The following is a 26,212-nucleotide window of genomic DNA, read 5'->3' on the forward strand; positions in this document are numbered from 1 at the left end:
GTGACGGCCTCGGCATTCGTTCCGCCGCTACTGGCGCCGTGGGTCCGGCTCTACCGGCGGGCCTCCAAGCCGGTCATGCGGCTGGGCCACATGATGGTGTTCTTCGTCCGGGCGCTGACAGCGGTACCGATCGTGCTGCGGCACTACCGCAGTGAATTCGTCCGGCTACTCTCCGACATCGCCTGGGGCAACGGCTCACTCGTGGTCGGCGGCGGCACCATCGGGGTCGCGGTCGTACTGGGCATCACGATGGGTGCACTCGTCGGTATCGAGGGCTACAACTTTCTCGATCTGCTCGGGCTCGGTCCGGCCACCGGCATCATCTCGTCGTTGGTGAACACCCGCGAGCTGGCACCGATCGCGGCGTCGCTGGCCTTCGCGACGCAAGCCGGTTGCCGGTTCACCGCGCAGCTGGGCTCGATGCGCATCGCCGAGGAGATCGACGCACTCGATTCCATCGCGATCCGTCCGATCCCGTATCTGGTCACCACGCGGCTGATGGCTGCGGTGATCGCCGTGATCCCGCTCTACGCGCTCTGTCTTGCGGTCAGCTATCTGACCACCCAGTTGGTGGTCTTCCTGATCAGCGGCGGTTCGACCGGTTCCTATCTGCATTACTTCAGCCTCATGCTGTCCGGGCAGGACATCCTCTACTCGGTGCTGAAGGCAGTCATCTTCGTGTGGATCGCCTCCACGGTGCAGTGCTACTACGGGTTCTACGCCTCGGGCGGACCGGTAGGGGTGGGTGTGGCCGCCGGTCACGCCATGCGCGCCAGCATCACCGTAGTGGTGATCGTCAACATGCTGCTCACCATGGCGCTGTGGACGGTCGATTCAGGAGCGAGGTTCGGCGGCTAGATGGGTAACTCGCTGGAAATGGATGGTCGGGGTCCGTCAGACCGTCAGTTGCTCGGCTGTGGAGCCGCGGTACTCGTTGTGGCAGCGCTGGTTTCGACATTCCTTCTGGTGAAGGCCACCGGGAAGCTGGACGACCGGGTGCCGGTGGTGGCGGCGCTGGTCAACGTCGGCGACGGTCTACCGCAGCGGTCCGACGTCAAGTACCACGGCGTGCTCGTCGGGATGGTCGACGACGTCGTCCCCGCCGCCAACGGCGACCCGAACTTCGTCCACATCGACCTCAAACCCGAGTACGCCGGGTCCATCCCGAACACGGTGACCGCACGCGTGGTGCCCAGCAACGTCTTCGCGGTGTCGTCGGTGCAACTCGTGGATGGCGCCGGCGGGCCGGCAGATGGTTCGAGTCCGGGCACCGCCATTTCCGCGGGCGCCCAGATCCCCGAGGACACCGAGCTTCCCACGGTGTTGTTCCAGACCACGATCAGCAAGCTGCGCGACGTACTCGCCGCCACCGGGCGTGGCCGTGAGGACAAGACAGTGGGGATCTTGGCGGCAGTGAATGCCGCGACCGAGAACCGCCGTAACGAATTGCTCACCAGCGGGGCGCAATTGAACCGGTTGATCGATCAGCTCGACGCGGTGGTCGCGACGGAGCCCGGCCCCACCACCGTCTCCGCTCTGATCGACGCCACCCAGGGCCTGCAGCAGACCGCGCCGGATCTGCTCGACGCCCTGCACAAGGCGGTGGAGCCGATGCGCACGCTGGTCGAGCAACGCTCGCAGCTGAACACGATGATCAACGGCGGGATCCACACCGTGGGGACCACTCACACCGCGCTGGACAACCACACCGATCAACTGGTCAAGACCACGTCGAACCTGACCCCGGTACTGGGCGTGCTGGCGGACACCTCGAACAACTGGGTGCCGGCCTTCGTCAAGCTCAACCAGCTGTCGGGCAAGTTCTTCGATCACGTGTGGATGCCCGAGAACGACTTCGGCAACATGCGGGTGAACCTCTCGCTGACACCGAGCTACGCCTACACCCGTGCCGACTGCCCGCAGTACTCCGGGCTCAAGGGTCCCAGCTGCTTCACCGCCCCACTGGTGCCGACCCGCCCGTCGCTGCCGGATGTGTTGCTTCCGGAGAACTACCAACCGCCGGCGGATCTGCTGCCGCCGCCCGGAACGGCGTTGGGTGCCAACGGGAATCTGGTCGCGGTCGGTCCGCCGTTGGTCAACCCGAACCCCGACCTTTCGGATCCGAATCCGCCGCTGCCACCGTGGATGCCGCCGGCCGGGCCGGTGCCGGGGACGGCGAACCCCGCACTCATGCCGACGCCGCCTCCGCCGGTGCCGCTGTCGCCGATCGCACCGGTGGCACCGCGGCCGCCCGGTTCACCGCCGGCGGCGTCGGTGCCCGGGTCGGCTCCCGCACCCGGTGCAGCGCCGGCACCTGACGGTCCACTGCTGCCCGCCGAGGCGCCGCAACCAGTTTCAGGAGAGGGAGGCCGATGAAGTACCGCGGGGCAATGATCGGCCTGTCGCTTTTCATGGTGGTCGCGCTCGGGTTGACGTGGCTGGTGTACGTCACGCTGCGCCGTGATGTGGCCGGCAAGACGGTGCCGTACGCCGCACTGTTTTCCGACGTGTTCGGCCTGCGTGAGGGCGACGACGTCCGGATGGCCGGCGTGCGGGTCGGGCGCGTCGAGAAGATCGAACTGCAGGGCGCGTTGGCCAAGGTGTCGTTCGTGGTGCAGGACAACCAGCCGATGTACGGCCGGACAGTCGCCTCGGTGACCTACCAGAACATCGTCGGGCAGCGGTATCTCGGCCTGTCGCTGGGCAATATCGGTGATCCGGGCCCACTTCCGGCCGGCAGCACGATCCCGGTCGATCAGACCGATCCGTCGTTCGACGTCGGGGCCCTGCTCAACGGCTACGAGCCGCTGTTCAGCGTGCTCAATCCCCGCGACGCCGACAATCTCACCAAAGGCGTCATCGCCTCGCTGCAAGGCGACAACGCCTCGATCGTCGCGCTCGTCGACCAGACCTCGCAGTTGACCGATTCCTTCGCCGGCCGGGATCAGGAACTCGGAGAGGTGATCAACAACTTGAACGCGGTGGCCAAGAACCTGGCGCAACACAACGACAGCCTGGACGAGGTGATCACCCAAACCCGCGGCATGGTAGCCACATTCGATGCTCGCCGGCCCGAGATGGTGGACTCCCTGGGTTCCATCTCCAAGGTGGTGCAGCAGCTGTCGTCCATCAGTGACCAGGTGTATCCGTCGCTGAACGAACTAGTGACCCGGCAGCCCGGGTTCGCCGCACACATGGTGGGGATCGAACCGCAGCTGGCTTTCACCGGCGCCAACTTGCCGTTGCTGCTCAAGGGATTCGCCCGGATGACCAACGAGGGTGCCTACGCCACCACCTATGCATGCGATCTGAACGCGACGGGATTCTTCCCTGGTCTCAACGACGTCACACCGATCATCGTCGACGCGGCCACCCCGGGGAACAAGGCGCAGTACACCCCGAAATGCAGGAACATGGCCAATGGTTGATCAGCTGACGAAGACCGAGAATCCGCCGGCGCCGAAGAAGCCGAAGAAGAAGCGGCGTCCCCTGGAGAGCTACAACCGGACGTGGCTCGGGATGATGGCGATCGCTGTGGTGACCGTGCTGATCGGGGCGATGCTGATCGTCAAGGTGGCTGATGTCGGTTACCGGCAGTACACCGCGCGCTTCCAGCAGGCTGCTGCGCTCAAGGCCGGCAACCCGATCACCGTCGCAGGCATGCCGGTGGGCGAGGTGAGGAGCATGAAGCTGGCCGGTGACCACGTCGAGGCCAAGCTCAAGGCGCGCGACGATGTTCCGCTCGGACAGGACTCCCGGGCAGTCATCAAGATCACCACGATCCTGGGATCTCGCTATCTGGCCCTGCAGCCGGCGGGCACGGGTTCCTTGCCCGACAACACCTTCGACCTCACCCATACCGAGGTGCCCTACGACCTGCAGGAGGCGTTGGGCGATGTCACGACCACCTTCGAACAGGTCGACTCCGACAAGTTCGCGCAGACACTGGGCATCCTCGGCAAGCAGATGGAGGGTCTGCCTGCGGTGGTGCCCAAGGCACTGGAGAACACGCACACGCTGGCGACCATCATCGCCGACCGACGCGACCAACTGGGCTCCCTGCTGGAGACCACGGATCTGGTCGGTAACACGCTGCGTCGCCAGCAGGCCACGATCGGCAACCTGGTCGACCAGGGCAACGACCTGGTCGGCGAGTTCGTCATGCGCCGGGCCTCATTTCAGGCCATGCTCGCGGCCCTGACCAATCTGGTCCAGACGCTGACCGGCATCGTGATCGACGACCGGCCGCAGCTCGAGCAGCTGCTCACCAACCTCCGCGACCTGTCCAACATGCTGGGGCAGCATGACGATCTGCTGCGCAGCACGCTGCAGTCCGGCCCGGTGGCCCTGCGCGGGCTCGCCAACGCCACCGGCAACGGCAACGCCGGGGAGATGCACGTCGGCAACGGGCTGCTGATCGACTCCTGGATGTGTGCGATCAGCGGCCGGGCCAAGCAGTTCAACATGATCCAGTACTACAAGGACTGCCAATGAGCGTGTTCAGGAGCAAGATCGCCGCGCTGTGCGTGGCCGGTGCCGTGCTGGTCGCGGCGGTGGTCGGCGCGGGTTGGTGGTTTCTGAAAAATCGGACCGACACCATCACCGTGACGGCTCAATTTGACAGTGCTGCAGGCCTTTACGAAGGAAACACGGTAGCGGTGCTCGGCATGCAGGTGGGTCAGGTCACCAAGATCACCCCCAAGGGCAATTACGTCGAGGTCGAGTTCACCGTCGACAAGGACGTTTCGGTCCCGGCTGATGCGCAGGCGGTCACCATCTCCAACTCGATTCTGACCGACCGCCAGATCGAGCTGACCCCGGCCTACCACGGTGGGGCCACGCTGCAGAATCACGACACGATCGGCCTGAACCGAACCAGGACGCCCGTCGAGTTCGCCCGGGTGCTGGATGTGTTGGACAAGTTGTCCTCGTCGCTGAAGGGCGACGGCAAGGGCAACGGACCGCTGGCCGATGTCGTCAACGCCAGTGCGGCGATCGCCGACGGCAACGGGCAGCAGATGAAGGACGCCCTCGGTGAACTGTCGGACGCGTTGCGGCTCAGTTCGGATCGCGGAGCGGTGACCCGCGACCAGCTCACCACGATCGTGCGGAACTTGAGCTCGTTGTTCGAAGCTGCCTCCCGCAACGACGCCACGTTGCGGGAATTCGGTTCGTCAGTGCGCCAACTCAGCCAGATCCTGGCCGACGAGAACTTCGGCAGCGGCACCACCGGCAAGAAGATCAACGAGGTGATCACCCAGGTGGGCGAGGTATTGCAGACCCACCGCGAAGAGGTGAAACAGATTGTCCTCAACGGCAATACCGCGCTGACCACGACGGTGGACCAGCGGCGTGATCTCGCAGAGTTCCTCGATCTGGCCCCGTTGACGCTGGACAACATCTACAACATCGTCGATCAGAACAACGGCTCGGCGCGGGCACACGTCCTGGTGGACAAGGTGCTGTTCGACTCGCAGACCGTCAAGGAGGTCTGCAACATGATGGGACTGCGGCAACTCGGCTGCAGCACCGGAACGGTGCAGGACTTCGGTCCCGACTTCGGGCTTTCCTACATGCTCGACGGCATGGCGGCGATGGGGCAGCGATGAAACGAACGTGGCGTAAATACGTTCTGCCGGTGGTGATGACGGCATGCCTGGCCGTGTCGGGATGCGCCTCCGAAGGCTTGGCCAGCCTGCCGTTGCCGGCTCCCGGCGTCGGTTCTGGCGGCTACCGGCTGACCGCGGTGTTCTCGAACGCCTTGAACCTGCCGGCCAATGCCAAGGTGAAGTTGGCCGGTGCCGACGTGGGTGAGCTCGAGTCGATGGTGGCCAAGGACTACACCGCCGTGACCACCCTGCGCATCATGGACGGGGTCCGTCTGCCCCACGGCACCACCGCCGAATTGCGTTCGGCGACACCGCTGGGCGACGTGTTCGTCTCGGTCAGGCCGCCGAGCCCGGTCGACGCGAACGCGCCGCTCCTCAAGGACGGCGACACCATCGGTCTGGACGACACCCGCGCCGCCGCGACCGTGGAATCACTGCTGGGCTCGGCGGCGATCCTGGTCAACGGTGGCGCCGTGCGCAACTTCACCAACATCATCAACGGGATGGGCAAGGCCACCGGTGATCAGGGTCAGGCGTTCGGCAATCTGATCGCCAAGACGAACCACACGCTGGGCACCCTGAACGCGCGCTCCGACCAGCTGTCGACCGCCATGACCGAGACCTCGCGGCTGTTGAAGCAGATCGACGAGAAGAACCAGACCGTCAGTGAGTTGATGGATGCCGCCGGGCCGGCCACCGACACACTGGCCGAGCACACCACCCAGATCGCCGACCTGATCACCCAGATCGGCGACACCTCTGCGCAATTGCGCAAGTTCCCGTCGATCGCGGGTACCGACACCAGCGGGCGCAGCGTGATCGCCGATGCCAACAAGGTGGCGGGCGCGTGGAACGATGTCGCGCTGTCCCCGGATGCCTCGCTGTACGCGCTCAACCGGCTGATGCCGCCCCTGGTGAAAGCGACGTCCGGCAGCGGCCTTTCGGTGCGCGCCAGCATCGACCGGCTGGTTCTGGGATCGATTCCCGATATCGGGTTCGGCGGTGATCCCGGATTGCACGGCCCCAAGCGTTACAACTGGCATCAGCTGGTCGGCTCGCTGCAGTACACGTTGTTGCGGCTGCAGGAGCGCGTCGTGGGTCGTGGCCCTTCGGTACCGCAGATGCCGGTGATTCCCAGCCCGACCGAGCCCGGTGAGATCGTCCCGGCACCCGCGGCTCCTCCGGAGCCACCCCCGGGTGCGCCGCCGGCTGTCCCCGCTGAGCCACCGGCGCCGGTGCCGGCGGCGGAGGTGCCGCGATGATCAACGCACTGGCCGACTTCGTCGTCGGCGTGGTCCGGGCCGGGTACCGGCGTCGCGCCTGGCTTTCGGCCGGCGCGCTGGTGATGACCCTGGTGGTGGCCGGCGCCTACCTGATGATCGGGGCGCTGCGGGTCAAGCCGTTCGACTCGAGTTACCGCATCACCATCGAGCTTCCGGAATCCGCCGGCCTGCTGCCCAACCAGGACGTCACGTTGCGCGGCGTGCGGGTGGGGCGGGTGGAGCGACTCAACATCACACCCGCCGGGGTCAGCGCGGTCGTCAACGTGAATTCGGCGGTCTCCATCCCGAAGTCCAGCGATGTCCGGGTGTCCGGATTGTCACCGGCCGGTGAGCAGTACATCGATTTCGCGGCCAACACGGCAGACGGCCCGTTCCTCACCGACGGCAGTGTGATCGGTCTGGGCAAGGCCACGGTGCCGGTCAGCCTGGCCCAGCTGCTCGCCGACGCCGACGGCGCACTGGCCCAGGTCGATACCGCCAAGCTGGAAGTGATCCGCCGGGAACTGAGCATGTCGCAGGCTGGGCCGGGCAAGCTCAAAGACGTCATCGACGGCGGCACATTCCTGCTGTCCACCCTGGATTCGGTGCTGCCCGAGACGGTGAGCATGCTGCGCAACAGCCGCGTGGTGTTCAACCTGATGTCGGAGAAGAACGCCGGGATCGCCGTCGCCTCGGACAACCTCGACTCGTCGTTCGACGGGATCAACAAGATGCGTGAGGGCTTCCGCCGGCTGACGAATCAGACCCCGGGAGCGTTGAACTCGGTCGACAACCTGTTCACCGACAACTCCGACACCATGGTGCAGTTGCTCGGGAGCCTCGCCAGCACTTCGCAATTGCTGTATCTGCGGGTGCCGGCCTTGAATGCACTGTTCCCGAACTACCGCACCTCGGTGCTCGACGCGCTGGGCAGCGTCATGCACGACAACGGGCTGTGGGCAACGGCTGACATCTATCCGCGCTATACGTGTGACTACGGGACACCGCGCCGGCCACCGGCGTCGGCCGACTACCCGGAGCCCTACATGTACACGTATTGTCGCGACGACCACCCCGGTGTCCTGGTTCGTGGCGCCAAGAATGCGCCGCGTCCGGCAGGTGACGACACCGCGGGCCCGCCGCCCGGAGCCGACCTCGGGCGCACGACCGATCCGACACCGAAGGGGCGCTACACCATTCCCACGCCCTACGGCGGCCCGACCCTGCCGATCGAACCGCCCCGCTAATCCACCCAACCTCACCCAAAGGAGATGACGGTGACTGTGACGACGGACAAGAAGACAGACGACGATCAGACCGAGACCGTCGACGACGCAATCGGTATCGAAGAGACGGCCGAGGAGGTCGCTGATACTGAGACGGAGTCTGACTCCGAGTCGGAGGCCGACGACGAAGCCGATGCCGACGAGGCGGCAGAGCCCGAGCCCGAATCTTCGGACGCAACCTCACGGGGCCGGCGCCGCTGGGCGCTCGTCGGTGTCGTAGCTGTCGTGGTTGCTGCCTCCCTGGCACTTTCGGGCTTCCTCGGGTGGCAGCTGTGGCAGACCAAGCAGGTCGCACAGGCCGGCCAGCAGGCGCAGGATGCCGCGGTCAACTATGCCCAGGTGTTGACGAGTATCGATTCCAACAAGGTCGACGAGAACTTCAACCAGGTCCTGGCCGGTGCCACCGGTGAGTTCAAGGACATGTACTCACAGTCGAGCATGCAGCTGCGCCAACTGCTCATCGACAACAAGGCCACGGCACACGGCGTGGTGGTGCAGTCGGCGGTGCAGTCGGCGAGCAAGGACAAGGTCGTCGTATTGTTGTTCGTCGACCAGTCGGTGGCCAACAGCACGGTGCCCGATCCGCGGATCGACCGCAGCCGCATCAAGATGACGATGGAGAAGGTCGACGGGCAGTGGCGTGCAAGCAAAGTGGAACTTCCCTGAGGTATTGACATGTTGCGCATCGGCAAGCTGATCGGCGCGGTGGCCCTGGTGGCGGGCTCAGCGGTGGCCATCACTGTCGCCCCGCCCGCTGCGGCCTCGGCGGCAACGTTCTGTGACGAACTTGCCGGACAGTGGGATGGCCAGACCTGTCACACGTCGGTGACCTCGGACCGGAAGGCGGTTCGGGACATCAAGCTGGCGCTGCCCGGCGACCTGGTGGAAAACCCCGTCATCCGGCAGTACCTGACCAACCTGATGAACAACTGGCGCAACGCCGCGCAGAAGATGGCCGCCGACAGCTTCGGCGAGGAGCAGTTCGAGATCTTCCAGCACGGCGACGCCACGACGGCCGTTTTCCACGAGATGTACTCGGGCACCGTAGGTACCGACGCGCTCTCACATCCGAACGCGCCCATCGTCAGCGACGCCTACCGCACCTTCACGTTCGCCGGTGGGCGGCAGGTGCAGCTGGCCGATCTGTTCAAACCGGGCGTCGACCACCGGGTCGAGATCCCGCGCCTGGGCGAACCGTTCATCGTCGCCGCGCTCGATGCCGCACCGCCGCCGCACCAGCCCGGCACCTACCCGTTTACCCCGGACCGCTGGACCCCGAACAACGTGTACTCGGGCGGCTACAAGGCCTGGGCGCTGACCCAGGACGAGCTGATCCTCTACATGCCGGACTATCCGGTCGGCCGTGACTCGCCGGTCGATTTCACCCCGGGCCGGATGCAGTGGTCGATGGACGGCGGCACGGTGCAGGCGCACATCCCGCTCTCGGCGCTCGCCCCGGTACTGCAGCCGCAGTACGGCGGCGCCTGACCGCGGTCGGCTATCGCCCAATGTGAAGAAGATCGCGAGATTCCTCGAAAATCTCGCGATCTTCTTCACATTGGTCCCGCGGGTGTCGGGCTTTCGATTCTTCGCGAGGCTAAAGGGTTACCCGACCCCGATTTGTTGCCAGCATGAGTCGCACCAATCAGTGCGATTTCATGGGGGGCAACGGCCATGCGCCTAATCAGTTCGGTACTCGCGATGCTCAGTGCACTCGTGCTGGTACTGACCGCGTGTGGCTCGTCCGGTGAGTCCGCGCGCACCGAAGACGGCAAGACCGTGGTGCGCTATCAGGGTTGGGCCGGAGAGGTCCGATTCCAGGAACTCGCCGAGGACCTCGGCTACTACGACAAGATCAAGCTCGATTGGGTGGGGAACACCACCAGCGGGCCGCAGGACATCCAGTCGGTGGCCACCGGCGATATCGACGTGGGTGAGGCGTTCAACGGCGCGGTGGTCAAGCTCAACGCCGCCGGCGCCCCGATCACCTCGGTGCTCAGCTCCTATGGCGCCGACGAGGGCGAATACACCGGATACTTCGTGTTGGAGAACAGCCCGATCCACTCGGCACGCGACCTGATCGGCAAGAAGGTCGGGATGAATACCCTTGGTGCCCATCATGAATTCCTCACCCGGGAATGGCTGGCCAAGGAGGGGCTGACCAACGACGAGATCAAGACCGTGACTCTCACCGTGGTGCCGCCGGTCAACACCGAGCAGGCACTGCGCGAGAAGCAGATCGATGTCGCGGCGCTCAACGGGATCTGGCGGGAGACCGCGCAGCAACGCGGCGGGATCCGGCCGCTGTTCACGGACAAGTCACTGTTCGGGGCGTTCAGCTACGGCACCTTTGTGGTCCGTGATGATTTCCTGGCCAAGAACCGGGACGCGGTGGCCGACTACGTCCAGGGCACCGCACGGGCCATCCGGTGGACCCAGGTGACCCCGCGTGACGAGGTGGTCGCCAAGTTCCGCGAGATCATCGACAAGCGCAAACGCAACGAGGACACCCAGTCCATCGAATACTGGCGCAGCTCAGGCATTCCGGTGCCCGGCGCAGTGATCGCCGAACGTGAGCTGCAAACCTGGATCGACTGGCTCGTGCGCAATGGCGAGCTCAAGGAGGGACAGCTGAAGGCCAAGGACCTCTACACCAACGAGTTCAACCCGTACGCCAACGGAACCTATCCCGACGGCAGCGGTCCCGATGGGAAAGCGCTGGCGCACAAGTGAGTACACAACCCAAGCTGCGGCTGCGCAATGTGACCAAGCAGTTCCCGATCCGTGGCGAGAAGACCAGCTTCACCGCGATCCAGGACATCAGCATCGACGTCAGGGCAGGGGAGTTCCTGGTGCTGGTCGGCCCGAGCGGCTGCGGCAAGTCGACGCTGCTGGACCTGTTGGGCGGATTGACCCAGCCGACGTCCGGGGAGATCCTGCTCGATGGCACACCGGTCACCGGTCCCGGCCTTGATCGCGGCATCGTGTTCCAGCAGTACGCGCTGCTGCCGTGGCGCACGGCCCGGAAGAACATCGAATTCGGTCTGGAGGCAAAAGGATTACCGAAAGGCGAGCGTCGGCGGCGGGCCGAGGAGTATCTCGAGCTGGTTGGGTTGCTGGGCTTCGCCGATCGCTACCCGCACGAACTGTCCGGGGGGATGAAGCAGCGCGTCGCGATCGCCCGCAGCCTGGCGTTCGACCCCGAGGTGCTGCTGATGGACGAGCCGTTCGCCGCACTGGATGCCCAGACCCGCGAATCCCTGCAGGACGAGCTGCTGCGCATCTGGCGGGCCACCGGCAAGACCATCCTGTTCATCACTCACGGCATCGACGAGGCGCTCTATCTCGGCCAGCGGGTCGCGGTGCTGACGTCGCGGCCGGGCCGGATCAAGAAGATCGTCGGCGTCGAAATCGACCGTAGCACCGACGACATCCGCTCCAGCGAGGGTTTCCGGGCGCAACGCCATCACATCTGGTCGCTACTGCACGACGAGGTGGAACGCGCCCGGTCCGAGGAGGTTCAACATGTCTAGTGCCATCGCGGTAGCCCCCGTCGAGTCGCACGTCGAAACTCCAGCTCTGGCACCGACGGCACCGGAGCCTGAGCGACGCGGTCGCCGGCTGCAGACCCTCGCGTGGCGGCTGTTGCGTCCCACCGTGGTCGTCGCCGCGTTCCTGGTCCTGTGGGAGGTGGCACCACGGATCGGGCTGGTGGACAAGGTTTTCCTGCCGCCGTTCTCCGAGGTCGTCAGCGCCTGGTTCACCCTCCTGGGCAACGGCCAACTGGCCGAGCATGTTTCGGCCAGCCTGTCGCGTGCGCTTGTCGGACTAGCCATCGCGATAGTGGTCAGCATTCCGCTCGGCGTGGCGATCGCCTGGTACCGGCCGGTCGCGGAGTTCCTCAATCCGATCCTTGAGTTGTTCCGCAACACCGCCGCACTGGCGCTGTTGCCGGTGTTCATCCTCATCCTGGGCATCGGGGAAACCTCCAAGGTGGCGTTGGTGATCTACGCGGCGTCTTTCCCGATCCTGCTCAACACCATCTCCGGGGTACGCACCGTGGACCCGCTGCTGATCAAATCAGCGCGCTCCCTGGGGCTTTCCCCGGTCCGGCTGTTCCAGAAGGTGATCCTGCCCGCGGCAGTGCCGACCATCTTCACCGGGCTGCGCATGGCGGCGGCCTCATCGATCCTGGTCCTCATCGCCGCCGAGATGGTCGGCGCCAAGGCCGGATTGGGCTACCTGATCACCGCATCGCAGCTGAACTTCCAGATTCCCAACATGTACGCAGGCATCGTCACCATCGCACTGGTGGGCGTCATCTTCAACGGCATCGTCGTGGCCATCGAAGGGCGGCTGTCGGGCTGGCGGGCCACCAATTGATCAAAGGATCTTCATGACGCGACAATTTCATCTCAACGCCTTCCTCATGGGTGTCGGCCACCATGAGGCAGCGTGGCGGCACGACCGCACCGATGTGCGGAACCTGACCGATGTCAAGCACTTCCAGCGTCTGGCCCAACTCGCCGAGCGCGGCAAGTTGGATTCGGTCTTCTTCGCCGACGGGCTCGCGGTGGGGCCGCGGGTGAAGCACAACACGCAGGCAATCTTCGAACCCATCACCCTGCTCACCGCGATGGCGACGGTCACCGAGCACATCGGACTGATCGCGACCGCCACCACCGGCTACATCGAGCCTTACACCCTGGCCCGTAGCTTTGCGTCGCTGGACCACATCAGCGGCGGGCGGGCCGGGTGGAACATCGTTACCTCTGCGGGCGAGGACGAGGCGGCCAACTTCGGTCTCCAGGGCATTCCCGACCATGCCGGGCGTTATCGACGTGCGGCTGAATTCGTCGACGTGGCAACGGCATTGTGGGACAGCTGGGAAGACGATGCCCTGGTCCTCGACGAGTCCACCGGAATCTTCGCCGACCCGGACCGGGTACACCGGATCGACCACGACGGCGAGCACTTCACGGTGCGTGGACCGCTGAACTCGCCGCGGTCGGCGCAGGGACGTCCACTGCTGGTGCAGGCCGGGTCCTCGGAGTCCGGCAAGGATTTCGCCGGCCGGTACGCCGAGGCGATCTTCACTGCGCAGCGCTCGGTGGAGGACGGCAAGGCGTTCTACCGCGACGTGAAGTCCCGGGCGGTGAAGTTCGGTCGCAGCGCCGACGAGGTGAAGATCCTGCCCGGCATCGTGCCGTTCATCGGCCCCACCGAGGATGCCGCCCTCGAACTGGAACAGCAGTTCACCGACCTGATCTCGCCCGAGTATTCGTTGCGTCAGCTGTCGCAGATGCTCGGAGTGGACCTGACCGCGCATGCGCTCGACGCGCCGTTGCCCGCGCTGCCGCCCATCGAGCAGATCCAGGGCAACAAGAGTCGCTATCAACTGGTGAAGGACCTGGCCGGCAGCGAGTCGCTGACGGTGCGGCAACTGATCGCCAAACTCGGTGGCGGCCGCGGACACCGGACCTTCGCCGGCACCGCCGAGCAGGTGGCCGACAACCTGGAGCTGTGGTTCACCGAGGGTGCCGCCGACGGATTCAACATCATGCCGCCGTATCTGCCCGGCGGACTGGAGGATTTCGTCGAGCAGGTGGTGCCGATCCTGCAGCGGCGCGGTCTGTTCCGCACTGACTACACCGCAACGACGCTTCGCGGACATTACGGGCTGGCGCACCGGCCCAGCCGTTACACGGCGACGGCGGCCGAAACCAGCGCGTGAGCGAGGGCGTCCCGCTCCGCTCTCTGGCCACCACGGTATTCCTGCCGTCCGCGATCTTCGGGATCGGGCAGGGCGCCGGCGCACCCGTGATCGCACTTGTCGCACGGGATCTGGGCGCGTCAGTGGGAGTAGCCGGGTTCATCGTCGCGCTCGTCGGCCTCGGTGCGGTGTGCGGCGACCTGCCGGCCGGACGGATGGTCGCTCGGTTCGGTGAGCGCCGGTCCATCATCGTCGGGTCCTCGCTCGGTACCGCGGGAGTGCTGCTGTGCCTGATCGCCTGGAATCCACTGGTTCTCGGCATCGGCGTGTTGCTGACCGGGTTCTCCAGTGCGGTATGGGGTTTGGCGCGGCAGAGCTATCTGGCCGAGGCCGTGGGCATCGAGAGGCGGGCCCGCGCGATGGCCATGTTCGCCATGACGTGGCGGCTCGGCTATTTCATCGGGCCGCTCATCGGGGCCGCGGTGATCCTGGCCGTCGGGACCCACGGCGGCTTCCTCGTGCAGCTGGTCGGCATCGTGGTGTCGGGGTATCTGATGGCCCGACTGGCGGATCCGCCGCGCGCCGAGGGAGCGGTGCCCGGCGGGGCCCGACTCGCCGAGATCGTGCGCACACACCGCGCGCTGCTGGGGACCCTGGGCCTGGGCGCGCTGATGATGGGCGCGGCACGGTCGTCTCGGGATGCGGTGCTGCCGTTGTGGGCCGATCACATCGGGCTGAGTGCCGCGACCGCCTCGGTGGTGTTCGGCATCGGGGCACTGGCCGACCTGTTGTGCTCGTATCCGTCCGGGGTGGTGATGGACCGCTACGGGCGGCGGGCGATGGCGGTGCCTTCGCTCCTGGTGATCGGTGCGTCGCTGTTTGCACTGTCCTTCGCCGCCGGGGTGATCGGCATGACGGCCGTGGCGGTACTGATGGGTGTGGGCAACGGGCTCGGCAACGGCGTGATCATGACGCTGGGCGCGGATGTGGCGCCCACGACAACCCGGGCCGAGTTTCTGGCCGCCTGGCGGCTCATGCACGACAGCGGGATGTTCCTCGGGCCGTTGGCGGTCGGTGGGGTGGCCGCGGTGGCGCCGCTGGGCGTGGCGGCCGCCGCCCTGGGCGCGGTGTCGTGCGCCGGGGCGGCGACCATGCACCGGTTCATCCCGAGGTTCTCGCCGCGGCCTATCCGTTGAAAATGCGCCGAGTGTGCGCTCAGATCGCGATTTCGTCGTCGAACGCGATCTGAGTGCACCGTCGACGGCCTCGCTAGCGGTAGTTGACGAACTGCAATGCCACGTCGAGGTCGGAGCCCTTGAGCAGGGCGATGACGGCCTGCAGGTCGTCGCGCTTCTTCGAGCTGACCCGGATCTCGTCGCCCTGGATCTGCGCCTTGACGCCCTTGGGCCCCTCGTCGCGGATGATCTTGGTGATCTTCTTGGCCTGCTCGCTGGTGATGCCCTGTTTGATGTCGCCGGACACCCGGTAGGTCTTGCCGCTGGGTTGCGGGTCGCCGGCGTCGAAGGCCTTCATCGAGATGTCGCGGCGGACCAATTTCTCCTTGAACACGTCGACCGCCGCCTTGACGCGTTCCTCGGTGGAGCTGACCAGCTCGATGGACTCCTCGCCCTTCCAGGCGATGGTGGTGTCGGTGCCGCGGAAGTCGAAGCGGGTGGACAGTTCCTTGGCGGCCTGGTTGAGCGCGTTGTCGACCTCCTGCCGGTCGACCTTGCTGACGACGTCGAAGCTGGAATCCGCCATTGGACGCCTCTCCTCTTCCCTCGGTGAATGCTGCCGCTTTGTAGCTTAGGTACATCCTCGTCGTACCTTGCTGTCCGCACCACACGCGGGCTGTCGTAGCTACGCGGAATCGATGGCGATCGCGATGCATTTTGCGGCGGTCGAAGGCGATAGCCCGGGCGCCGACCGGTTGTGGCCCTCGTCGCACCTGGCCTGCCGGTTTGTAACTTGGGTAGGTCCTCGTTGTACCCTGCTATTCGCACCAAACCGGAAACGGGGCGGGGCGAAACCAGGCAGATTGCCCGAGCGGCCAATGGGAGCGGACTGTAAATCCGTCGGCTTACGCCTACGCAGGTTCGAATCCTGCATCTGCCACCCTGATCAGGCCCCCTTTCGAGGGGGCCTGTTTGGTTTCTGTGACCCGGACGCGCAGGTCGGCACCTATCGGTGCTCGTCGGACCCCTGGCACCCGCTCGCGGGGTCCGCTGCTTTCCGCTGACCGGCAACGTCGGCGGACCACCAGCCGAACCGATGGACTTCAAGGTGGTGGTCGGGTTCGCCATGCTCCTCGATCCACCGCAGCGCGGTGCGCTTGAGCCAGAATCCAGCAATCGGCATCACACCACCGTCAGGGCGGTGCAGGAACACATACCATCCAATTTTCATCGGACCCCCGGGTGCCGACGACTAGTAAGCGAGCCGAACTATATTTTCGCGCGCCAGTACCGCTTCTCGTCAAATCGTGACGCAAGTACTGCGCCGCGCAACACTGTCGAACACCGGTGAATCGGTCGTTACGCAGGAAAGATCTGGAAAACCCGCAAGCCTGTGATTCCCGGCAGTCCGCGGATGTAAACGGGCCGTATTGCTGCACGCGGCCTACCAACCGATCGCGGTGTAGTCAGGACAAATAAAGCACTCGACAGCATGGGCAGAATCGACGTCATGACTACGCATCGCGTCGTCGACCACAAGCTGTTGAACTTCGCCAGCCACATCGACGACAACACCATCGAGCAGGCGAAGCAGACCGCGTCGATGCCGTTCGTGCATCCTCATGTCGCCTTGATGCCGGATGCCCACAGCGGCAAGGGGTCGGCTGTCGGCACGGTCATCCCGACCATCGACGCCGTGATCCCTGCGGCCGTCGGTGTCGACATCGGCTGCGGAATGATCGCGGCCCGCACCGAATTCACCGCTGCCGACATCCGGGGCCGTGATCTGGCGGCGCTGCGCACGGCGATCGAGACGGCGATACCGCTGTCACCGGGCAACTACAACGACACGCTCGCGCGGTTCCCGTTCACCGCGGGCCGCATCACCGACCTCGAACACCTGGCCAAGGACGGCGGGATCGATTTGTCGCATTCGCCCAAGTGGCGCGAGCAGCTCGGCTCTCTCGGCGGCGGCAATCACTTCATCGAACTGTGCCTGGACCAGGCCGACCGGGTGTGGCTGTTCCTGCATTCGGGCTCCCGTGGCGTCGGGAACAAGATCGCGCAGAAGCACATCAGGATTGCGCAGAAGCTCATGAAGCGCTGGTGGATCGACCTGCCCAATCCCGATCTGGCCTACCTTCCCCAGGGCACCCCGGAGTTCGGCGATTATCTGCGGGATCTCAACTGGGCGCAGCGGTTCGCGCTCGAGAACCGCGCTGAGATGATGGACCGCTACATGTGGGTGTTCGCCGCGTGGATGGGCTATGCCCATCTGGATCGGCCGAAGACGGCAGGGGATTTCGAGGTCGAGCGGATCAACACCCATCACAACTACACCCGCAAGGAGCACCACGGTGGCCGCGAGGTGTGGTTGACCCGCAAGGGTGCGATCGATGCGCACAGCGGGGTCATGGGCCTGATCCCGGGCAGCATGGGGACCCGGTCGTATGTGGTGCGCGGCAAGGGAAATGCCGCCGGGTTGTGCTCAGCTCCGCACGGCGCGGGCCGGCGGTTCTCCCGGAACGAGGCACGTCGCCGTTTCACGGCGGACGATCTCGCGCAGCGGATGCAGGGCATCGAGTACCGGCACGGCGAGCAGTGGGTCGATGAGATCCCCGACGCGTACAAGGACATCGACGTGGTGATGGCTGACGCCGCGAGCCTGATCGAGATCGAACACGAGCTCCGTCAGGTGCTCAACGTGAAGGGCACGTAGGTCGTGTCAGGTCCTAGGCCGGCAGCAGGCACAACTGGACCATGGCCAGCGAGCGTGGGCTGCGCAAGCTGATACCGGTGGCCTCCTCGAACCGGCGGATCCGGTTCATCACGGTGTTGCGGTGGCAGTAGAGCGCCGAGGCGGTGTCGGAAACGGAACCGCTCCCGGCGAACACCTGGATCGTCTCGACGATCAGCTCGCAGTCGTGAACCTCGTCGAGCGGGCCGAGAACGTAGCCACGTAGGTCCTCGATGACCTGTGACAGCTGGGTTATCGACAGCTGGGCCCATGATCCGCGCAAGGTGGTCGCCGTACGGTCCAGGTCGACCAGCATCCGGACGATCGCGGCGGCTCGGTGTACCTCGGAGAGCCGTACCGACCTGGGTGCGACGGCTCCTTCGAGGTCTGCAAGCAGGTCGGCAACCACCGACTCGTCGTCGGCCCAGCGGCCGTCGGCGGCCACCAGGATGAGCGTCACCCCGTGATCGACGTAGTCCAGCGCCGTCAGGTGTCGGGTGAGCAGGCGCCGGGTGACGGTACGTCCGGCGTCCTCCCCGGGAGTCCCGATCACCCAATAGGTGGCCGATTCGTCCAGACCCAGGATCTGAGCGGCGCGTCGGACGGTCGCCGGTGCGGGCTCGCCGGAGAAAAGTTCGGACAGACTGTGCTGTTGCTCGAGGGTGCTGGTTCTTGCCATCGCCAGCCGTTGGTCCAGATAGCCGCTCTGCACCCTGATCGCGAAGTCGTCGACGGCCTGCCAGAGTACGTCGACGTGCAGCGCCAATACGGCCATGTCTTCGTCACCGGCAAGTTTGAGCAGCGCTGACCAGGCGACGAGGAAATCGGTACGCACTGCCGCGGTGAGATTCTCCAGGGCGATGCCCTGGGTGGCTCGCAATGCCCCGACCGCGGTGGGGAACTCGGCCAGCTCGGCGCTCATCGGTCGTTCCAGCAGGACCGACAGCAGGTAGCGAAAGGCCAGGCGCGCAGCGCCGAGCAGGTCGTCTTCTTCAGGCACGCTGTCGTAGAACCGCGCACCCCGGTCGATCTGCATCAGGTATTCGGCCGCGAGATCGTCGTCCAGATTGTCGAGCTGCTGGAGCAGCCAGCGCCAGCGAAGCCGGGTGTCTTCGCGGCGGTCGGACAGATTGCGCATCATCGGGCAGGCTACTGCAGACCAGACGGGTTTGTAGGGTGAGCGATCTGATCTGTTCCCGGACGAGATTGCGCCCCGGTGCCCAATTCGGGGCCCGAAACCCGGGTGGATACGGCGCTCGGGTGTGCGTGTGCACAATTTGTGCGGGCCAATACGTTGCACGGCGGCTATGGGCCGGATCACGTTGGCAGCCATACGATCTCTTGCCATGACCACGACGTACATCCGCGGCGGCACCGTCGTTTCCCCCACCGGCTGTCAGGCGCTCGACGTGCTCATCGACGGCGAGCGCATCGCCGCCCTGGTCGATCCGGCGCTGGCTCTGTTCGGCGATCCCGATCAGACCTTCGACCGGGTCCTGGATGCCTCGGGCCGCTACGTCATTCCTGGCGGCGTCGACGCCCACACCCACATGGAGATGCCTTTCGGCGGCACTGTCGCCTCCGACACCTTCGAGACCGGCACCCGCGCGGCCGCCCACGGCGGCACCACCACGATCATCGACTTCGCGATCCAGCGACACGGTGAGCGGGTTCAGGACACCTTGGCTGCCTGGCACAACAAGGCCGCGGGCAACTGCGCGATCGACTACGGCTTCCACCAGATCCTGGGCGGGGTGGACGCCGATGCCCTCAAGGCGATGGACGAGCTGGTTGCCGAGGGCGTGACGAGCTTCAAGTTGTTCATGGCCTACCCGGGGGTCTACTACTCCGACGACGGTCAGATCCTGCGGGCCATGCAGCAGTGTGCGAGCAACGGTGCGCTGACGATGATGCATGCCGAGAACGGCATCGCCATCGATCAGCTGGTGGCCCAGCACATCGAACGCGGCGAAACCTCGCCCTACTACCACGGGGTATCGCGGCCGTGGGAGCTGGAAGAGGAGGCCACCCACCGCGCCATCATGCTGGCGAAGGTCACCGGCGCACCGCTGTATGTGGTCCACGTTTCGGCCAAGCAGGCGATGGAGCAGATCGCCACCGCTCGCGGCCGCGGCGCCAACGTGTTCGCCGAGACCTGCCCGCAGTACCTGTACCTGTCGCTGGAGGAGCAGCTGGGTGCCGCCGGGTTCGAGGGCGCCAAGTGGGTGTGTTCGACGCCGTTGCGTTCCCGCGAGGAGCGTCATCAGGACGAGCTGTGGCGCTACATCCGTACCGGCGACGTGGCGACGGTGTCCACCGACCATTGTCCGTTCTGTTTCAAGGGGCAGAAGGAGATGGGCATTGACGACTTCTCCAAGATCCCCAACGGCATGGCCGGTGTGGAACATCGCATCGACCTGATGTACCAGGGCGTGGTCAACGGCAACCTGAGCTTGGAGCGCTGGGTCGACGTGTGTGCGACCACCCCGGCGCGGATGTTCGGGCTGTATCCGCGTAAGGGAATCATCTCGCCCGGCGCAGATGCGGACATCGTGATCTATGACCCCGAGGCGCACACCTCGATCGGCTTCGACAAGACCCACCACTCGAACCTCGACCACTCCACCTGGGAGGGCTTCGAGATCGACGGCGGCGTCAAGACCGTGCTCTCGCGTGGCACCGTCGTCGTCGACCGTGACCAGTACCTGGGGCGGAAAGGCCACGGCAGCTACCTCAAACGCGGGCTGTCGCAATACCTGATCTGACCTGAAACGGCCCACCGTCAAGCGTCGCCGGAGGCTGCGACGTTCATTCAACGTGCCTGGAGGAAACCTTGACCGCACAACACAGCAACACCGAATTGCGCATTCGTCTCGACGCCGGCCGCGACCGCGAGTTCCTCGACTCCTGGGCAGAATTGGCCGTCATCGGTGAGACCCCGGCCGGCGGTGTGGAACGTCAGGCCGCCACCGCCGAGGACGGGCAGATGCGGGACTGGTTCTCGCAGTGGCTGCGTCAGCGCGGATTCACCGTGGAAGTGGATCGGGTCGGAAACCTGTTCGGCCTGCTGGAGTTTCAGCCAGGGGCGCCCTACGTCCTGGTCGGATCACACCTCGACAGCCAGCCCCGCGGCGGCAAGTTCGATGGCGCCTACGGAGTTTTCGCCGGGGCGACCGCCGCCGACCGGATCCGCCGCCAAGCTGCCGAATCCGGTGTGACGCCGATCTACAACGTCGCCGTGGTGGACTGGTTCAACGAAGAAGGCTCGCGGTTCAAGCCGTCCCTGATGGGCAGTGCCGTGTTCACCGGCGCAGCGGATCTCGAAGACACGCTCAACATCACCGATCAGGACGGCGTCACCGTCCGCGACGCCCTCACCGCCATCGACAGCATCGGGAAAACGGATGTGTTCCCGGACGGTGACGTCACCCGGCGGCTGGCTGCCTACGCCGAGATTCATATCGAGCAGGGCCGCGAACTGGAGAAGCACAACGTGTCCATCGGGTTGGTGGACCGCACCTGGGCCGCCAACAAGTACGAATTGAATGTCGTTGGCGCTCAAGGGCACACCGGAGCGACGGCGATAGACGACCGTCAGGATGCGCTGCTCGGCGCGGCGCTGATCGTGGTGGCGCTACGCGACATCGCCGACGAGTTCGGCGAGGAGCTGCATACCAGCTGCGGGCAGTTGACCGTGCTGCCCAACTCTCCGGTGGTCGTACCGCGCGAGGTCCACATGCACCTGGACCTGCGTTCTGACAACGACGAGTTGCTCGCCGCCGCCGACGCCGCGCTGCGAAAGCGCATCGCCGAGGCCGAGATCCGCGCCAAGGTCAAGGTGGAGCACCGCAAGGCCCACGTCTGGCCCGGCCACCACTACCAGCCGGAAGGGGTGGAGTTGGCCCGCACCGTCGCCGATGACCTCGGCATGTCGAGCATGCTCGTGCAGACCCGCGCCGGCCACGACTCGACCAACATGAAGGAGATCGTTCCTTCGGTGATGCTGTTCGTTCCCAGCGTGGAAGGCATCTCGCACGCTGAGGCCGAATTCACCTCGGACGAAGACCTTTGCACGGGTGTGGATCTGCTCACCGAGACGCTGGCCCGCATGCTCGACGGCGCCTTGGACTCAGCCACTGCCAACCGCGTCCGCTGACGCGCAACCACAACCACGAATAGGAGACCAACATGGACCTGGGACTGCACGGCATGCGGGCACTGATCTCCGGTGCCAGCGACGGCATCGGACTGGCCACCGCGGAGTTGCTGGCCGAAGAAGGTGCCGACGTGGCACTGGTGGCCCGTCGCGCGGACGCGCTGAACGAGGCCTGCACCTCGATCTCGGCCAGGACCGGCGTCAAGGCCGTGTCCGTGGCGGCCGATCTCAGCGACAAGACGGTGTTCGACTCGGTCGTCACCAACGTCGTCGACGAACTCGGCGGCCTGGACATCCTGATCAACAACGCCGGCGCATCGTCCTTCGGTGGGTTCGGTGACCTCACCGACGAACAGTGGGTCGCCGACATCAACCTCAAATTGTTCGGATTCATCCGCATGACCCGGGCCGCGTTGCCGCACCTGCTCAAGAACGGCAACGGGCGCATCGTCAACGTCGCAGGGAACTCCGGCAAGCAGGCGCTGGAGTATCACATGCCAGGGGCGGCGGCCAACGCCGCGATCCTGAACTTCAGCAAGTCGTTGTCGCTTCAGGTTGGTGCCCAAGGCGTCATGATCAACACGGTCTGCCCGGGCCCGGTCCGGACCGCGCGTCTGGTCAAACAGTTCGCTGCCAACGCCAAGGACTGGGGCTGCACGCCCGAAGAAGCCGAGGAGCGCTACCTGGAGAACCTGCCGCTGACCTACATCCCCAGCGCGCGGGACATCGCCTATTCGATCGTGTTCCTGGCCTCGCCGCGGGCCGCATACCTGAACGGAACCACGATCACGAATGACGGCGGAATCACCCGTGCCGTCTGAGTTTCCGCGGCCGACGGCGTGGCGGGTGGCACGGATCGGGATGATCGTGCCGTCGTCGAACACATGCCTGGAACCCACGACGTACCGGATGTTGGGGGAGCGGACTGACGTCAGCGTCCACTTCACCCGCATTCCGGTCGGCCGGGTCGGGCTCGACGGCACCTCCGACGCCCAGTTCGACACGGCCGCAATGGAAGCAGCGGCGGTCCTACTGGCCGCGGCGAACGTCGATGTGATCGCCTTCAACGGCACGGCGGGCTCTTGGCTGGGAACCGCCCATGATCGGGCGATCACCGACGCCATCACCACCAAGACCGGCGTGCGGGCGCTCACCAGCACGCAAGCCACCCTGGCGGCATTCACGGCACTGGGCGTGCGCAGCATCGGCCTGGTCACGCCCTACCCCGACGACATGAATGCCAGGATCGGCGAGTGTTACCGCGACGAGGGCGTCACCGTGACGGCGGCGCATGGTTTCGGTCTCACCGAGACCGCCGATATCGGCCGGATACGAGCCGACGAGCTGCTGGCGCCCACCCGTCTGGTCGCACAAAGTGGACCTGACGCGGTCGCCTACGTCTGCACCAATCTGCACGGCGCCGATGCCGTCGAGGATGCTCGAGCCGAAATCGGCATCCCGGTGGTCGATTCGGTGGCGATCACGCTCGCAGCGTGCCTGGCCATGGTGGGTGCCGGTCCGCTGAACCCCCGCTGGGGGCTGGACCTGGCCGGGACCCTGGGGTTGACCAGTGGGACCGTTGCCCGATCGTGAGGAGGCCGACGGCCGGTGGCAGGTGCTCCTGGAGAGACTCGCCGGCATTGACGATGAACTCGCGGCCGAGTATCTCGAGCGGATCGACGGTGGCGCCCGCTACTACGACGGTGTCCCGGACGCGCACGATCTGAAAGACAGCGCCCGCAACGCATTCCGCTACCTTCTCGGGTGCCTGTTGGCCAGGCCGCTGTCTGCCGAGCTGATGGCATTCCCGGCGCAGGTCGGGGCGTTGCGCGCCCGCCAGGGCATCGCGTTGGAGAACCTGAGCGCGGCCGTCCGAAACGACTTCCTCGTTGCGTGGTCGGCGTTGTTGCGTCTGGCCGACGACAGCGACATGGCTGTGCTCGCCATGCACGTCGGTCAACTGTGGACTGTGGTCGACGATTTCGCCGGTGCCATTCAGCGGGGCTACCTCGACGAGCGCCTGCAGATGGCGCGTACCGATGCCATCGAACAACAGCGAAGTCTCTCCGACTTGTTCTCGGACGGACCGAGTCCGACCGTGGTACGCCGCGCAGCCGAGGTACTCGGCCTCGACGAGACGGCGTCCTACTGGGTCATGGGCGTCACCGACGAGGACGCGATCTCGACGGTGACCAGGCGGCTCGCAGGATTGGGAGTGGTGGCGTTGGATCACACCAGCAAGGGCGTCACGCTGTTCCTCCTGTCCGCCCACACCCGCTGGCCCGATGACGAGGCCCTGGCAGTCGATGTCCTGGGCGGTGTGGCAGGGGCGGTGGCACCCCGAGCCGTTCTGTTACAGAACAGTTTCCAGTCCGCCGCGACGGTCCGGATGCTTGCGCAGCTGGGAGTCGAGGGGACCACGCTCCGGCGTTCCTGGTCGCAGTTGTCGATTGCTCAGCTGTGCACCGTGTTCGACGATCTGCGCAGCTACGTGGAAGCTCCCCTTGCGGCGATGAACGACCGCGACCTCCTGGTCGAGACCATGCTGGTGTTCGCCGACAGCGGATCGGTGTCTGCCACGGCCGCCAAACTCTATTGCCACCGCAACACGGTGCTCAATCGGATCCGGAAGTTCGAGGATGCCACCGGGATCAGTCTCCGCACACCTCGGGCGCAAGCCATGGTGCAACTGTGCCTGCTGCGGTCATGAGCCTGCGTACACGTCCGCAATTGTGCAGACGCACACTGTGTGAGCTGGATCGCGTTGCACCGCGACTATGGGTGCAGCCATATTGCCGCCCTAGCATTTTCGCTATGACCAGCACCTACCAGAGGACCATATGAACCCTTCAGTTCCTGCTGCCGCCACCGACACCGCGGCCGCGAAATCGCGCCGCCGGCGCACCATCGTCGCGAGCATGGTCGGCACCACGATCGAGTGGTACGACTTCAACATCTACGGATCCGTCGCCGCGTTGGTGTTCGGCAAGATCTTCTTTCCCGATGTGGATCCGGCGGCGGGAACATTGTTGGCGCTGGCCACATTCGGGGTCGGGTTCGCTGCGCGCCCGATCGGTGGAATCATCTTCGGCCACATCGGTGACCGGGTCGGGCGCAAGGCAGCCCTGATCGCGACCATCTTGATGATGGGTGCCGCTACCGTGGCCATCGGACTGCTGCCGACCTACAGCTCCATCGGCATTCTGGCGCCCGTCCTGCTGGTGCTGTGTCGCCTGATTCAAGGCATCGGTCTCGGTGGTGAATGGGGCGGTGCCGTGCTGATGGTGGTGGAGCAGGACGAGTCCGTGGACAGCCGGGGACGGGCCGGCAGCTGGATGCAGTCCGCCTCCCCGTTGGGCTTCCTGTTGTCCACGGCCACGCTCGCAGCGGTGAGCGCGCTGATGACCGAGGAACAGTTCATGGCATGGGGTTGGCGTATCCCGTTCCTGCTCAGTGCGCCACTGGTGTTGGTGGGCCTGCTGATTCGCGTCAAGATCGTCGAATCCTCGGTCTTCACCCGAAACCAGAAGCAGCTCAAGGACAACGAGGCGAAGGCCCCGATCCTGCAGGTGCTCCGCCACGCCCCGAAGATGATCCTCTTGGTAGTGCTGCTCGGGCTCGGCCAGCAGGTCGCCTACTTCGTGATCAACGTGTTCTCGTTGTCCTACGTCACTCATCACACCGACATCTCGAAGGGAACAGTCCTCAACGCTGTGGCCATCGGCGCCGTCGCTCAGCTCTTGTCGATTCTGTACTTCGGACGACTCAGTGATCGGGTGGGCCGTCGCGTTCCCTTCCTCATCGGCGGTGTCGGGATGGCGGTGTGGGCCTTCGCGGTGTACCCGCTGATGGGTACCGGCAACTTCGGGCTGATGGTGCTCTCGGTGTCCGTTGCGATGGTGTTCCAGGGCGCGATGTACGGCGTGCTCGCGGCATTCATCGCGGAACTCTTCGACACCAGCTACCGCTACACCGGCGTCTCACTCGGGTACATGCTGATCGGCATCGTCGGAGGCGGGTTCGCACCGTTGATCGCGTCGACGCTTCTGGACACCACCGGTTCGGTGACTTCGGTCGCGATCTATATCTCGGCGTCATCTCTGCTGACGTTGATCGCCGCTTACTTCGCGCCGGAAACCTCGAAGCGCAACCTCGACAATCTCCTCGACGGCGGCAGCACCGATCGCCTACCTCAGCCCGGCCAGACCGTGGCCCGCACCGGGTAGGCGCAACGGAGGGAAGTCACATCTGCCGTTGCCTGGTCATATGCGGCC

24 protein-coding genes and 1 tRNA gene are annotated in these 26,212 nt (G+C 65.4%); 22 read left to right on the top strand and 3 right to left on the bottom strand.

Annotated elements, in window-relative coordinates:
• The 14 genes from A5779_RS27175 to A5779_RS27240 all read left to right on the top strand — a co-directional run bounded on the left by A5779_RS27175 (position 1) and on the right by A5779_RS27240 (position 15,066).
• Positions 1 to 858 (top strand): ABC transporter permease, encoded by an 858-nt coding sequence (locus A5779_RS27175; protein WP_064886807.1) that lies wholly within the window; start codon positions 1 to 3, stop codon positions 856 to 858.
• A complete protein-coding gene (locus tag A5779_RS27180) occupies positions 859 to 2,376 on the top strand; it encodes an MlaD family protein (protein WP_064886808.1) in 1,518 nt (505 codons plus the stop codon).
• Positions 2,373 to 3,428, top strand: coding sequence for an MlaD family protein (locus tag A5779_RS27185; protein ID WP_064886809.1), 1,056 nt, complete (start codon positions 2,373 to 2,375; stop codon positions 3,426 to 3,428). The genes A5779_RS27180 and A5779_RS27185 overlap by 4 nt, the downstream gene beginning before the upstream one ends.
• Positions 3,421 to 4,494: an MCE family protein gene (locus A5779_RS27190; protein WP_064886810.1), complete on the top strand. Its 1,074-nt coding sequence runs from the start codon at positions 3,421 to 3,423 to the stop codon at positions 4,492 to 4,494. The genes A5779_RS27185 and A5779_RS27190 overlap by 8 nt, the downstream gene beginning before the upstream one ends.
• Complete coding sequence (locus tag A5779_RS27195; RefSeq protein ID WP_064886811.1) at positions 4,491 to 5,609, top strand: MCE family protein; 1,119 nt, start codon at positions 4,491 to 4,493, stop codon at positions 5,607 to 5,609. The genes A5779_RS27190 and A5779_RS27195 overlap by 4 nt, the downstream gene beginning before the upstream one ends.
• Complete coding sequence (locus A5779_RS27200) at positions 5,606 to 6,871, top strand: MCE family protein (RefSeq protein WP_064886812.1); 1,266 nt, start codon at positions 5,606 to 5,608, stop codon at positions 6,869 to 6,871. The genes A5779_RS27195 and A5779_RS27200 overlap by 4 nt, the downstream gene beginning before the upstream one ends.
• Positions 6,868 to 8,118, top strand: coding sequence for an MlaD family protein (locus A5779_RS27205; protein ID WP_064886813.1), 1,251 nt, complete (start codon positions 6,868 to 6,870; stop codon positions 8,116 to 8,118). Before A5779_RS27200 ends, A5779_RS27205 begins: the two co-directional genes overlap by 4 nt.
• A gap of 24 nt (positions 8,119 to 8,142) precedes the next feature.
• Positions 8,143 to 8,823 carry an Rv1363c family protein gene (locus A5779_RS27210; RefSeq protein ID WP_064886814.1) on the top strand — a complete coding sequence of 227 codons (681 nt, stop codon included), beginning with the start codon at positions 8,143 to 8,145 and terminating at the stop codon, positions 8,821 to 8,823.
• Between the two features lie 9 nt (positions 8,824 to 8,832).
• On the top strand, positions 8,833 to 9,645 hold the full coding sequence (locus tag A5779_RS27215) for a mannan-binding lectin (protein WP_110777777.1): 813 nt from the start codon (positions 8,833 to 8,835) through the stop codon (positions 9,643 to 9,645).
• Between the two features lie 213 nt (positions 9,646 to 9,858).
• Positions 9,859 to 10,890 (top strand): ABC transporter substrate-binding protein, encoded by a 1,032-nt coding sequence (locus A5779_RS27220; protein ID WP_413784943.1) that lies wholly within the window; start codon positions 9,859 to 9,861, stop codon positions 10,888 to 10,890.
• Positions 10,887 to 11,690 carry an ABC transporter ATP-binding protein gene (locus tag A5779_RS27225; protein ID WP_064886816.1) on the top strand — a complete coding sequence of 268 codons (804 nt, stop codon included), beginning with the start codon at positions 10,887 to 10,889 and terminating at the stop codon, positions 11,688 to 11,690. Before A5779_RS27220 ends, A5779_RS27225 begins: the two co-directional genes overlap by 4 nt.
• The gene (locus tag A5779_RS27230) at positions 11,683 to 12,540 is read left to right on the top strand and encodes an ABC transporter permease (protein WP_064886817.1); all 858 of its coding nucleotides are present in this window, start codon (positions 11,683 to 11,685) and stop codon (positions 12,538 to 12,540) included. The genes A5779_RS27225 and A5779_RS27230 overlap by 8 nt, the downstream gene beginning before the upstream one ends.
• A gap of 13 nt (positions 12,541 to 12,553) precedes the next feature.
• Complete coding sequence (locus tag A5779_RS27235) at positions 12,554 to 13,891, top strand: LLM class flavin-dependent oxidoreductase (RefSeq protein ID WP_064886818.1); 1,338 nt, start codon at positions 12,554 to 12,556, stop codon at positions 13,889 to 13,891.
• A complete protein-coding gene (locus A5779_RS27240; RefSeq protein WP_064886819.1) occupies positions 13,888 to 15,066 on the top strand; it encodes an MFS transporter in 1,179 nt (392 codons plus the stop codon). Before A5779_RS27235 ends, A5779_RS27240 begins: the two co-directional genes overlap by 4 nt.
• Positions 15,067 to 15,139: 73 nt before the next feature.
• Here the strand turns inward: A5779_RS27240 and A5779_RS27245 are convergent, their stop codons facing one another.
• Positions 15,140 to 15,631: a YajQ family cyclic di-GMP-binding protein gene (locus tag A5779_RS27245; RefSeq protein WP_064886820.1), complete on the bottom strand. Its 492-nt coding sequence runs from the start codon at positions 15,629 to 15,631 to the stop codon at positions 15,140 to 15,142.
• Between the two features lie 271 nt (positions 15,632 to 15,902).
• On the opposite strand from A5779_RS27245, the gene A5779_RS27250 reads away from it, so the two are divergent.
• Positions 15,903 to 15,985: transfer RNA gene (locus A5779_RS27250), tRNA-Tyr, on the top strand.
• A 66-nt stretch (positions 15,986 to 16,051) separates the two neighbouring features.
• On the opposite strand, the gene A5779_RS34145 is transcribed toward A5779_RS27250, so the two are convergent.
• Positions 16,052 to 16,228, bottom strand: a complete 177-nt coding sequence (locus tag A5779_RS34145) for a hypothetical protein (RefSeq protein WP_165609838.1) — start codon at positions 16,226 to 16,228, stop codon at positions 16,052 to 16,054.
• 327 nt (positions 16,229 to 16,555) lie between these two features.
• Between A5779_RS34145 and A5779_RS27260 the strand changes: the two genes are divergently transcribed.
• A complete protein-coding gene (locus tag A5779_RS27260; protein ID WP_064886822.1) occupies positions 16,556 to 17,764 on the top strand; it encodes an RtcB family protein in 1,209 nt (402 codons plus the stop codon).
• A 13-nt stretch (positions 17,765 to 17,777) separates the two neighbouring features.
• Here A5779_RS27260 and A5779_RS27265 read toward each other — a convergent pair whose 3' ends face one another.
• Positions 17,778 to 18,920 carry a PucR family transcriptional regulator gene (locus A5779_RS27265; RefSeq protein ID WP_236734901.1) on the bottom strand — a complete coding sequence of 381 codons (1,143 nt, stop codon included), beginning with the start codon at positions 18,918 to 18,920 and terminating at the stop codon, positions 17,778 to 17,780.
• Positions 18,921 to 19,128: 208 nt separating this feature from the next.
• On the opposite strand from A5779_RS27265, the gene hydA reads away from it, so the two are divergent.
• The 6 genes from hydA to A5779_RS27295 all read left to right on the top strand — a co-directional run bounded on the left by hydA (position 19,129) and on the right by A5779_RS27295 (position 26,164).
• Positions 19,129 to 20,547 carry a dihydropyrimidinase gene (gene hydA / locus A5779_RS27270; protein WP_064886823.1) on the top strand — a complete coding sequence of 473 codons (1,419 nt, stop codon included), beginning with the start codon at positions 19,129 to 19,131 and terminating at the stop codon, positions 20,545 to 20,547.
• Positions 20,548 to 20,615: 68 nt separating this feature from the next.
• The gene (locus tag A5779_RS27275) at positions 20,616 to 21,938 is read left to right on the top strand and encodes a M20 family metallo-hydrolase (RefSeq protein WP_064886824.1); all 1,323 of its coding nucleotides are present in this window, start codon (positions 20,616 to 20,618) and stop codon (positions 21,936 to 21,938) included.
• A 32-nt stretch (positions 21,939 to 21,970) separates the two neighbouring features.
• Positions 21,971 to 22,759 (top strand): SDR family oxidoreductase, encoded by a 789-nt coding sequence (locus tag A5779_RS27280; RefSeq protein ID WP_064886825.1) that lies wholly within the window; start codon positions 21,971 to 21,973, stop codon positions 22,757 to 22,759.
• Positions 22,749 to 23,531: a maleate cis-trans isomerase family protein gene (locus tag A5779_RS27285; RefSeq protein ID WP_236734902.1), complete on the top strand. Its 783-nt coding sequence runs from the start codon at positions 22,749 to 22,751 to the stop codon at positions 23,529 to 23,531. Before A5779_RS27280 ends, A5779_RS27285 begins: the two co-directional genes overlap by 11 nt.
• Positions 23,509 to 24,648: a PucR family transcriptional regulator gene (locus tag A5779_RS27290; RefSeq protein WP_082941876.1), complete on the top strand. Its 1,140-nt coding sequence runs from the start codon at positions 23,509 to 23,511 to the stop codon at positions 24,646 to 24,648. Before A5779_RS27285 ends, A5779_RS27290 begins: the two co-directional genes overlap by 23 nt.
• Before the next feature lie 130 nt (positions 24,649 to 24,778).
• Positions 24,779 to 26,164 carry an MFS transporter gene (locus tag A5779_RS27295; RefSeq protein WP_064886826.1) on the top strand — a complete coding sequence of 462 codons (1,386 nt, stop codon included), beginning with the start codon at positions 24,779 to 24,781 and terminating at the stop codon, positions 26,162 to 26,164.
• Positions 26,165 to 26,212: the final 48 nt, after the last annotated feature.

The sequence above is a fragment of the Mycolicibacterium peregrinum genome (genome assembly GCF_001665625.1).
GTDB classification, from domain to species: domain Bacteria; phylum Actinomycetota; class Actinomycetes; order Mycobacteriales; family Mycobacteriaceae; genus Mycobacterium; species Mycobacterium peregrinum_B.

Coding starts and splice junctions, on each gene's coding strand:
- A5779_RS27245 (WP_064886820.1), bottom strand. CDS start 15,631: ATGGCGGATTCCAGCTTCGACGTCGTCAGCAAGGTCGACCGGCAGGAG.
- A5779_RS27205 (WP_064886813.1), top strand. CDS start 6,868: ATGATCAACGCACTGGCCGACTTCGTCGTCGGCGTGGTCCGGGCCGGG.
- A5779_RS27265 (WP_236734901.1), bottom strand. CDS start 18,920: ATGCGCAATCTGTCCGACCGCCGCGAAGACACCCGGCTTCGCTGGCGC.
- A5779_RS27190 (WP_064886810.1), top strand. CDS start 3,421: ATGGTTGATCAGCTGACGAAGACCGAGAATCCGCCGGCGCCGAAGAAG.
- hydA (WP_064886823.1), top strand. CDS start 19,129: ATGACCACGACGTACATCCGCGGCGGCACCGTCGTTTCCCCCACCGGC.
- A5779_RS27235 (WP_064886818.1), top strand. CDS start 12,554: ATGACGCGACAATTTCATCTCAACGCCTTCCTCATGGGTGTCGGCCAC.
- A5779_RS27220 (WP_413784943.1), top strand. CDS start 9,859: ATGCTCAGTGCACTCGTGCTGGTACTGACCGCGTGTGGCTCGTCCGGT.
- A5779_RS27195 (WP_064886811.1), top strand. CDS start 4,491: ATGAGCGTGTTCAGGAGCAAGATCGCCGCGCTGTGCGTGGCCGGTGCC.
- A5779_RS27280 (WP_064886825.1), top strand. CDS start 21,971: ATGGACCTGGGACTGCACGGCATGCGGGCACTGATCTCCGGTGCCAGC.
- A5779_RS27180 (WP_064886808.1), top strand. CDS start 859: ATGGGTAACTCGCTGGAAATGGATGGTCGGGGTCCGTCAGACCGTCAG.
- A5779_RS27210 (WP_064886814.1), top strand. CDS start 8,143: ATGACGGTGACTGTGACGACGGACAAGAAGACAGACGACGATCAGACC.
- A5779_RS27185 (WP_064886809.1), top strand. CDS start 2,373: ATGAAGTACCGCGGGGCAATGATCGGCCTGTCGCTTTTCATGGTGGTC.
- A5779_RS27200 (WP_064886812.1), top strand. CDS start 5,606: ATGAAACGAACGTGGCGTAAATACGTTCTGCCGGTGGTGATGACGGCA.
- A5779_RS34145 (WP_165609838.1), bottom strand. CDS start 16,228: ATGCCGATTGCTGGATTCTGGCTCAAGCGCACCGCGCTGCGGTGGATC.
- A5779_RS27215 (WP_110777777.1), top strand. CDS start 8,833: ATGTTGCGCATCGGCAAGCTGATCGGCGCGGTGGCCCTGGTGGCGGGC.
- A5779_RS27295 (WP_064886826.1), top strand. CDS start 24,779: ATGAACCCTTCAGTTCCTGCTGCCGCCACCGACACCGCGGCCGCGAAA.
- A5779_RS27260 (WP_064886822.1), top strand. CDS start 16,556: ATGACTACGCATCGCGTCGTCGACCACAAGCTGTTGAACTTCGCCAGC.
- A5779_RS27230 (WP_064886817.1), top strand. CDS start 11,683: ATGTCTAGTGCCATCGCGGTAGCCCCCGTCGAGTCGCACGTCGAAACT.